The following is a 9,000-nucleotide window of genomic DNA, read 5'->3' on the forward strand; positions in this document are numbered from 1 at the left end:
GCTCAATAAAACGGAAAGTAGCTCAATAAAACGGAAAGTAGCTCAATAAAACGGAAAGTAGCTCAATAAAACGGAAAGTCGCTCAATAAAACGGAAAGTAGCTCAATAAAACGGAAAGTCGCTCAATAAAACGGAAAGTCGCTCAATAAAACGGAAAGTAGCTCAATAAACCGGAAAGTAGCTCAATTCAATCAAGAACGTCTTTTTTCAAACCATCAGGCATGCCATTGAAGTTCTAGTCCGAACATGATTTTTATGCAGAGCGTCTAAGGTGATTAGGAGCGGCAAAGCGAGTATCCCGTAAACAGATAAAAGGAAAAAGTCAACTTTTCAATTTCCATCTTTTTTTATTAACCCAGAAGTGGAGCAAAACGGTCTTTAGCTTGCGCTAGGTTAAACAATTCTTAAAAAAGTTGTTCAAAATTCCCACAATAAAAAGATTAAAAACTTAGTGAACGATATAATTTTCCAATAATTCCTTTTAACTGGTGTATCCCTAAATCTGTATTTGTCATAATGACAGCCCCTGTTTCTAAGTAGGGATAAGCGACCATCATACATTGAAATCCTACGCCCCAACCAAGAGAAGATATTTCTATTTCCTGATCTTTTCCATCCAGAAAAACTCCAAGACCTGTCCATTTGTATGGTTATCATTTCTTTCGCAATATCTACAGATAATCCTATTTTACTTTTGCCTTTTAGGGAGTTTATTAATTCAATCACTATCACAGCTATATCTGATGGTGTTGTCCAAAGACCAGAAGCTGCTGGATAAGGGTAAATAGGATACTTGCCAGGAACAACAACAGGCGTTAAAAATAGATTGATTATCTACCATTCTACTTCTACTGGTTCCACTTTCAAGAAGACCGAAACCTTTTTTTATACTGATTTGACCATTACAAATTAAAGAAATGCTTAAACAAGTTATATTGTAGTGTTTCATAGGTTCATAAATAGGTATATTTAGTTTCATAGTAAATGTAAGGCCTCCAAACTTCCTAACTTAAATAATTAGATACTATAGATGTGTACTCGAATATTTATAAGCAAATCAGAAAGATGAAAGATATTACAAACCATTTAAGTCCATAAATTTGAAAAGAAACCCGGAATTTACCATGGTATCTGGATTTCTTTTCAAAAGATAGAACCAAGTAATAAAGTGACGAGGAGAAACTCTAAATTGTTTTATATTCTATTTCACTTTCAGGAATCTTTTTTGGTATAATTCTCGATTAACGATATAGTTTGGATAGTAACCATGCAATACATCCATAATACTTTGGGCTACTTTTTTTCTTAGATCAATCTCTGATTCTTCTGAGTACCAAGCAACGTGAGGGGTTAAAATAACATTCTCAAGTTGTAGAAAAGGATGATCTGGTGAAATGGGTTCAGATGATAAAACGTCAAGAGCAGCTCCGGCAATTTTCTTTTCTTTAATAGCCTGAATTAAAGCTGATTCATTAATGAGTGGTCCTCTAGCTGTATTTATGAGATAGGATTGCTTTTTCATTATTGAGAATTCCGCCTCGCCAATCATATCTTTGGTTTGATTTGTTAGCGGAGCATGGAGTGATATAAAGTCAGATTGTCTACATAACGTATTTAAATCAACTAGCCTCACTTGTCTTTCTTGGGCAATAGTTTCATCCACATAGGGGTCATAAGCTAAAATATTCAAACCAAATGCTTTAGCTTTTTTTGCGACGAGCTGTGGAATTCGTCCAAATCCGACAAGTCCAAGGGTTTGATTTTTTAAACGAAACAATGGGGCACCTTCTTTATAATCCCATTTCTGATTTTTTACTTTTTGGTTATAAAAAGGTATTTTTCTAGCCAAAGATAACAGCAGACTAATAGCGTGATTTGAAACTTCATCAATACAGTAATCGGGGACATTAGAGATGATGATATGACTTTTTGTTGCAGCATCAATGTCAATTGTATTAACGCCAATCCCATAACGGGCAATAATTTTACAATTGGTCAACGATTGAATGACTTTCTTTGTAATGGGTGCATATTGATTAATGATGGCATCAGCATTTCGGCATGCATCAATTACATCATCTTCTGTATGACATTGACAAGCAATCAACTCAATATTGAACTGATTGAGTATCTCTTCTTCAATCAGAAGGTCTTTGTACTCATAATCCGTTACCATAACTTTAAATCTACTCATGGATAACCACCCCTTTCATTCACTAATTTTATGAAAACGTTTACCATTTTATCATACTTTTTACCACAAATCATGAAATAGGGTATTCTTTAAAAAATCATATAAGTTAGCTGCTAAATTAATTTTATTAGGAACGACTGCTATGGAATCATTTAATTCACAGAGTAGAGCCAACATGGCAAAAGACAGTCTTTATGGCCATTTTGTTTGGGACAGAACTGGTTTAAATACAAAAGACCAACAGTGTTCGTACCATTCAGATAAGTTAACAGGTGGGGCAGGGAAAACCACTACATTATAAGGGTAACGTAAATCGCTCCTTGCGTATCTACTACTAGAAAAAATGCTACGTCCCTTTCTGATAAAAAATCCAAATAACAGCAGATACAAGAGCACCAACAAAGGTACTAAAAAGGGTGAAGGCTTTAGAAGCCTGCTGTTATAAACTCGTTATGAAATATAAGAAAAGAACATGATTAAACAGGTGTATGAGACTTACGGAACAAAGAGAAAAGTGGCTGAGGCATTAGGTATCACACAATCTTCTCTGATAAAAAATATATGTATAACCAACGACTACTTGGCCAACCGGTAAATCATAAACCGCTCATTTGGATTTTTCTCATATAATCCAGGTAGTTTAATTTCCATCTTAAGTTCAAAGGAAGTTTGACGCTCTAAATAAGAAATATAATCGACGGGTGGGTAATACAAAATCAACTCGATGTCTCGCTCGGATCTTTCCACGGAATCTAGTATATTATTAATTACCTTTATAAAAATTTCTACAGAAAATGGGTTAAAAAAGTAAAATCGATTGTCTAGTAAATCAATTTGATAGTTTTCTGCCAAACAACAATGGAAATGAATTTTATCACGGCGATGTTTGTTCTTTTTTAAAAAATGAGCTTGATTTTCAAGAGCCTGTTGATAAAGGGCTTTGTTCATTTCTATGCCTACAACAGAGGCGCAAAAGTGGTAATTGATATAGAAGTTTAATCGTCCTTTCCCACAACCAAAGTCAACAATCTGGTCAGTAGGATTCAATTCATATGTAGAAAATAATGTCTCTAATGCAAGATAAGGGGTAGGTTCATACCGATTATAATGGGCGGATTGAAGAAAACCTTCCTGAGTTCCTCGTGTTCTTATATTTAATAAATTATCATAATATCGTTCGTTCATACTCTTCTCCTTCATATCGTATAATCCTTATTTTATGATGTTTTAGATTTAAATCAAAATTATTTGGCTTTTAAGTCATCTTTCCAGAGCGATGTTGTACTTCGATTTTTTCAAAAAAGCATTCTCTTTGCACAGATAAATTAACACCGTTATAATTAATTATAATTTGTAGGTATACTTTTCTATACTTTCCATAACTTGAAATGACTCAATAAAGTGAAACTTCAATCAGTGGGGGTTTTCTTCATCCCCTACTGATTGTAAGCCTGAACCAATCGGGCTTTTACGGGCAGTTATCCCCCACCTAGGAATGCTCGTTTATATTCATTACCTTGAGGTGGGGGTCTTACTGCCCGTTAATTCGGGATAAATGATTTTATTGATAACTTAGAGGTGAAACAATCATTGGGAAATGTTTGGAATATGAATATTAACTGTGAAAAAGAATTAACATTAGCTGTGATTTCAGGTAAATGGAAGATGATGATTTTATGGCATTTAGGAAATGAAGGAACAAAACGTTTTAATGAATTGAGATCTCTTATACCTGATATTACTCAAAGAATGCTTACGAATCAATTAAGGGAACTTGAAAGGGATCTTATTATTCACCGGGAAGTTTATCCTGTTGTACCACCTAAAGTAGAGTATTCATTGACTGAGCATGGAAAAAGTTTGCTTCCCATTCTTGGTGCAATGTATCAATGGGGTAAAAGTTATATGAAGGTCATGCAAAAACACGATGAAACAATGGAATGTAGGCCGTCAAATGAAAAAACGATTCCTCAATATTTAGGTGTAAATAAAAAGTAGTTACTCTAACAAATAATAAGGATTGAAAACAGTTCAGTAAACATGAGGTTGTTTCTGAAGTGTTTTTTTAATTTTTCCTTAAAGTGATTTGGCTAATTAACAGTATCCTCAATGTAACTATATGTCTGAAATGTGCGTACTTACGGAATTCAGATGTTTGATCTAGACTAAGTTATGTGAGAAAGTCAAATTTAATTGAGGAGGATTTTATATATGGAACTTCAACTAGCACTAGATCTTGTTAATATTCCAGAAGCAAAAGATGTCGTGAGAGAGGTACAAGATCATATTGACATTGTGGAAATTGGGACTCCAGTCGTAATAAATGAAGGTCTTAAAGCAGTTAAAGAAATCAAAGAGTCGTTTCCTTCTTTAAAAGTACTTGCGGATTTAAAAATTATGGATGCAGGAGCTTATGAAGTCATGAAAGCTTCTGAAGCAGGAGCAGATATCATTACAGTGCTTGGAGCAACCGATGATGAAACCATTAAAGGTGCGGTAGAGGAAGCAAAGAAACAAGGTACAAAAATCTTAGTTGATATGATTAATGTAAAAGAAATTGGTAAGCGGGCAGAGGAAATCGATGCTCTCGGCGTTGATTACATTTGTGTTCACACGGGTTATGACCTGCAAGCTGTTGGTGGACGGTATTATGCAAGCTAGAAAGATATTTGTTGCTGGTGCGGGTAGATCCGGATTTATGATCAAATCTTTTGCTATGCGAATGATGCATATAGGTTTAGAAGCTTATGCTGTTGGTGAAACGATTGCGCCAAGATTGGAAAAAGAGGATCTATTAATAATGGCGTCGGGTTCTGGTAAACAAAGAGTTTAGTTTCAATGGCTCAAAAGGCAAAAGATATAGAGGCAAAACTTTCACTAGTCACGATTAATCCTGAATCGACCATAGGGAAATTAGCCCAACCTAGCGTAAAATTACCAGGATCTCCTAAAGAGAAGGAAAAAAGTCAATACGAGACGATACAACCCATGGCCTCTCTATTTGAACAGACCTTATTGTTGCTATTTGATAGCGTCATCTTAAAATTGATGGAGAAAAAAGGGCTAAATTCTTCGACGATGTTCACGAGACACGCGAATCTTGAATAATTCATCAGACTAATTAAATGAGTTGACTCGGAAAATCTTCAAAGAGATTATTTGAGTCAACTTTTTTATAGATTGAAATGAGATCTATAAAAGAGACAAGTCCATCCTAGGACATGTTTTTATTAATATGATAGACTTATAAATGCGTGTCAAAAAGGTGGCAAACTAGAAGGGTTACTGGCTAAGTACGCTGGCATCCTGCCAGAACGCCAGTACTAGCCCGTCCTGGGCGTCGGAAGGCTAAGAGCGGTGCAGTTCCTTAGGACCGACATTCCTCGCGTTGTGGTAGCTTGAAGCGCCCGCGTGAGCGATTCATTAGGTGACTTTTTGAACAACCTCTATAAGGGGAGAAACACGTACACTATATTCAGATAGATCGTGAGTGCATCGTTTAGACATTCATGCCAAAGACTTAGGCGCCTGATGAATTTCCAAGAAAATGGTGAAAAATACATAAGATTAGACCACTTATATACTACGATACGTGGTTTGAATTTCGAGGAATTTTACTTAGTGTAAAATTTTTTGATATTTTTCATTTCTGATTTTACTTGTAAATTATGTTTTAATGGTAGTAGTGATTGTCGGAAAGGGGTTACAGTATATATGAGTATAAAACGAAATGATCCATGTCCGTGCGGAAGTGGAAAGAAGTATAAAAAATGTTGTATGAAAAAGGAAGCTGTGATTCAAACAGAAACGGTAAAATTGCAGCGTTTCTTACAACAGAAGCATACTCTCGTCGAGAAAATAAAATCATTTATTGAAAAACATGTTTCGACCACTGAATTTTATCAATTAGAATCTGAATTTAATAAGCGGTCAGCTAGACGAGTGGACGCAAAATTAAGATCAGGTTTCTTTCGATTTTGGTTATATTTTTTTCATAGATTTGATAATAATCTTCGAGGGGTTGAATGGTTCTATCAAGAAAACGAGCATAAATTAGTAAGAGAAGAAAAGGAAGTGGCTAAGAATTGGGTGGCATTAAAGCCAAGAATTGTACAAGCTGTTGATCGTAAAGGTTATGAAATCCTGTTTAAGGATGTCATAACAAAAGAAATTTTTAAATCCCCTTATATAAAAGAAAACGTCCCATATTTTTCTCCTTGGTACGGAACGATTGGACTATTAGAGAAAAGGGAAGATAAGTATTATTTTAATGGAATGAAATTCTTTAAAGGACCGGAAGTTATACATCGAATCACAGAAAAATTGACAAAACTAATGGCGAAATCTGGTAGTAATAATGAACGTATTTTATTTGAATATTTCCCAGAATTGTTAGCCGATTTATTAGGAAATGAAAGTCAAGAATCTAAAAGGATTCATCATTACACACTCAAATACGATATTAAAAATGAGCAAGCACTCATCAATTATTTACATAATCAACAAGAAGTAGAATTCGATAAGTGGGAATCGAAAGAAAAAAGTGTTAGCTGGGTAAAGGATTGGAAAGTGTATAGTGACAGCGAAATAACTGGAGAGGTTAAATTTGCTGAGGTAGAAGGTACCCTTTCCATTGATCATCATCATTTGTATATTTCTTGTATGAATGAAAATGTGAAAGACAACTTAAAAAAGAAAATGAAAGAAATAGGTCATGCTGTCTCTTATCTTGATGAAAATGTGAGATCAACAAACGTTCCTTTGCATGTAGATATACGGAATATGCTTGTAACAATGGATAATGACGTTCCTAAGTACGCTGCTATATTTGCACAAAATAGTCTTAATTTCGAGGATGATACGAGACTTCCTAGTTTAGGTCATAACACCATTAACGAATTAATGACTATGGGTCGAGTAGAAGAGGTAGATATTTGGCTAAAACAACTTGAATATCATCTCTATCAAACCGTATTGGATCAGTTTGGAAAAGTGGATGTTTCAGCTGATTTTAATACAATAAGGAATCAGTTAGGTTTACCATTATCACCATTTGTTACAGGATATGATAAAAGGATATCATCTCTGCAGTTACTGTATCCGCAAGATAAGAAACCTTCTAAGCTTAATAAGGATGATGTCCCATTTTATACGGATCTTGGTTTTACACCTGAAACGATGGATCATTTTTACGCATTAGATATCGTTACATTCTTCAAAGAGAAGACAACTGGAAAATCACCTAGTACCGTAAGAAAGTATCAATCTAGTCTTACTGATTTAAGATTTTGCCTCGATCGCCAATCTTTCCAAAGCTGGGAACAATGTAACGAACTTTTCTGGAATAAATTATTTGCGGAGGATATTTTTAATTTGTATGAATCCGTAAGTAAAACACGACTAAAAGATTTCATAAGCACAATGAAGACTTTTACGAAATGGCTAGATAAAAAATATAATAAGGAAATAAACCAGTATGTGAATCATGTTGTTAATGAAGTTAATGAAGAAAAAATATTAGAATACGTTTGATTTATTTTAAACGATAAATTGAAACTGAAGTAATCGAAAGCTATTAAAAGGTACCATAGCCTTAAGGTTATGGTACCTCTTATCTACATTTGTTTCTTAGCATTTTGGCATATGATTGAACAACCCTGTTATTAAAATAAAAGAAGATGACTATATGCATTGAATTAATGTCTATTTTGAACAAAACATTTTACAATAAATAAGAAGTTAAGTTATTTAATGTGTTATAAATTTTAATCTAATTGTACATATTAAGTTTATCGTAGCTTTTGGATCCTTAGCTCAAAGGTAGAGCAGTAAAATCATAACGATTTTGCATTTTGTCAGTTCGAATCTGGCAGGATCCATCAAAAACCCTCACATTATTGTGAGGGTTTTAGTATAGTGAATTTTCTCTAATTAAATTTGAAATTTTTCTGTGACGATATCCGAAAAAGACAAGTTATTTCAAATTGTTCATTCAAATACATCATGAAAGATATGTTCCAGATCTTAATGCTTTCCCCAAATCAAGTACATAGTTTCTGTAAATTTATGTGGTAGAGATAGGGGGAAATAATTTCAATAATATATGCATCGTATGCTTTAAATATATGTTATTAACACATCGAGTAAACGATAAAAGTATATCTTTGAAGCTGAATTACTATATAAAAGTTTTTTTTTGAAAAAGTATTGACGATTGAAAATGAGTATGTTATATTATTCAGCGTCGCTCAATTAAACAATTAAATGACTCAAAAAAGTTGTTGACATGATTGTTTGATAGAGTTATAATACAGAAGTTGCCGTTGTGAGGCAACGATAAGAAATGAAAGATCTATTGACAATAATTTTTGCGTTTGATATACTTTAAAAGTTACTGTTACGAATTAACAGTAAGCAATAAAAAAAGTTATTGACACCGACTTTTGAATGTGATAGACTATAAAAGTTGCTGTTGAAAAACGTTAGATTAAGAGATTGTTCTTTGAAAACTAAACAAAAGCCAAGCGTAATATCAAACGGGTAACACCGATTGATTTCTTTGAAAAAAGAGCGATGGATCAAATGAAACGATTTAATGATTTGTTCATTATAAATGAACTATAACAGGTTAAGGACCGTCGGTTAAGAGTGTCACGTCCTGTGACAACACCGACGCTCGTACCTGTTAAAGGAAGTCGGTTAAGAACGTCACATCCTGTGACAACACCGACATTTGCACATCCTGTGCATCATCGGAGAGTTTGATCCTGGCTCAGGACGAACGCTGGCGGCGTGCCTAATACATG

General features: G+C 34.1%; 6 protein-coding genes, 1 tRNA gene and 3 pseudogenes. 7 read left to right on the top strand and 3 right to left on the bottom strand.

Features of this window, described 5'->3' with window-relative positions; translation table 11 throughout:
* Positions 1-440 precede the first annotated feature (440 nt).
* Positions 441-795, bottom strand: a pseudogene (locus FG390_RS15865) (serine hydrolase domain-containing protein); the annotation flags it as partial.
* A 406-nt stretch (positions 796-1,201) separates the two neighbouring features.
* Positions 1,202-2,194 (bottom strand): C-terminal binding protein, encoded by a 993-nt coding sequence (locus tag FG390_RS15330; protein WP_141191910.1) that lies wholly within the window; start codon positions 2,192-2,194, stop codon positions 1,202-1,204.
* Between the two features lie 142 nt (positions 2,195-2,336).
* On the opposite strand from FG390_RS15330, the gene FG390_RS15870 reads away from it, so the two are divergent.
* Together FG390_RS15870 and FG390_RS16280 are read left to right on the top strand one after the other, a co-directional pair.
* Positions 2,337-2,495, top strand: coding sequence for a hypothetical protein (locus tag FG390_RS15870; RefSeq protein ID WP_181406525.1), 159 nt, complete (start codon positions 2,337-2,339; stop codon positions 2,493-2,495).
* Between the two features lie 171 nt (positions 2,496-2,666).
* Positions 2,667-2,789, top strand: a complete 123-nt coding sequence (locus tag FG390_RS16280; RefSeq protein ID WP_181406526.1) for a hypothetical protein — start codon at positions 2,667-2,669, stop codon at positions 2,787-2,789.
* Here the strand turns inward: FG390_RS16280 and FG390_RS15335 are convergent.
* Positions 2,771-3,379, bottom strand: coding sequence for a methyltransferase (locus FG390_RS15335; RefSeq protein ID WP_141191911.1), 609 nt, complete (start codon positions 3,377-3,379; stop codon positions 2,771-2,773). The two genes, FG390_RS16280 and FG390_RS15335, sit on opposite strands and share 19 nt — an antisense overlap.
* A gap of 423 nt (positions 3,380-3,802) precedes the next feature.
* On the opposite strand from FG390_RS15335, the gene FG390_RS15340 reads away from it, so the two are divergent.
* The 5 genes and pseudogenes from FG390_RS15340 to FG390_RS15360 all read left to right on the top strand — a co-directional run bounded on the left by FG390_RS15340 (position 3,803) and on the right by FG390_RS15360 (position 8,073).
* Entirely contained in the window at positions 3,803-4,192 is a 390-nt protein-coding gene (locus FG390_RS15340; protein WP_141191914.1) for a winged helix-turn-helix transcriptional regulator, read from the top strand.
* Between the two features lie 213 nt (positions 4,193-4,405).
* A pseudogene (gene hxlA, locus FG390_RS15345) lies at positions 4,406-4,834 on the top strand (3-hexulose-6-phosphate synthase); the annotation flags it as partial.
* A pseudogene (gene hxlB, locus FG390_RS15350) lies at positions 4,830-5,302 on the top strand (6-phospho-3-hexuloisomerase); the annotation flags it as partial. The pseudogenes hxlA and hxlB, both read left to right, overlap by 5 nt.
* Positions 5,303-5,908: 606 nt before the next feature.
* Positions 5,909-7,726, top strand: coding sequence for a YecA family protein (locus FG390_RS15355; RefSeq protein WP_141191913.1), 1,818 nt, complete (start codon positions 5,909-5,911; stop codon positions 7,724-7,726).
* Between the two features lie 271 nt (positions 7,727-7,997).
* A tRNA-Met gene (locus FG390_RS15360) sits at positions 7,998-8,073 on the top strand.
* Positions 8,074-9,000: the final 927 nt, after the last annotated feature.

It is taken from the genome of Terrilactibacillus laevilacticus (assembly GCF_006517395.1).
Classification (GTDB): domain Bacteria; phylum Bacillota; class Bacilli; order Bacillales; family Sporolactobacillaceae; genus Terrilactibacillus; species Terrilactibacillus laevilacticus.

Excerpts from the sequence above, each read along its gene's own strand:
- FG390_RS15870 (WP_181406525.1), top strand. The coding sequence starts at position 2,337 with ATGGAATCATTTAATTCACAGAGTAGAGCCAACATGGCAAAAGACAGT.
- FG390_RS15355 (WP_141191913.1), top strand. The coding sequence starts at position 5,909 with ATGAGTATAAAACGAAATGATCCATGTCCGTGCGGAAGTGGAAAGAAG.
- FG390_RS15330 (WP_141191910.1), bottom strand. The coding sequence starts at position 2,194 with ATGAGTAGATTTAAAGTTATGGTAACGGATTATGAGTACAAAGACCTT.
- FG390_RS15340 (WP_141191914.1), top strand. The coding sequence starts at position 3,803 with ATGAATATTAACTGTGAAAAAGAATTAACATTAGCTGTGATTTCAGGT.
- FG390_RS16280 (WP_181406526.1), top strand. The coding sequence starts at position 2,667 with ATGATTAAACAGGTGTATGAGACTTACGGAACAAAGAGAAAAGTGGCT.
- FG390_RS15335 (WP_141191911.1), bottom strand. The coding sequence starts at position 3,379 with ATGAACGAACGATATTATGATAATTTATTAAATATAAGAACACGAGGA.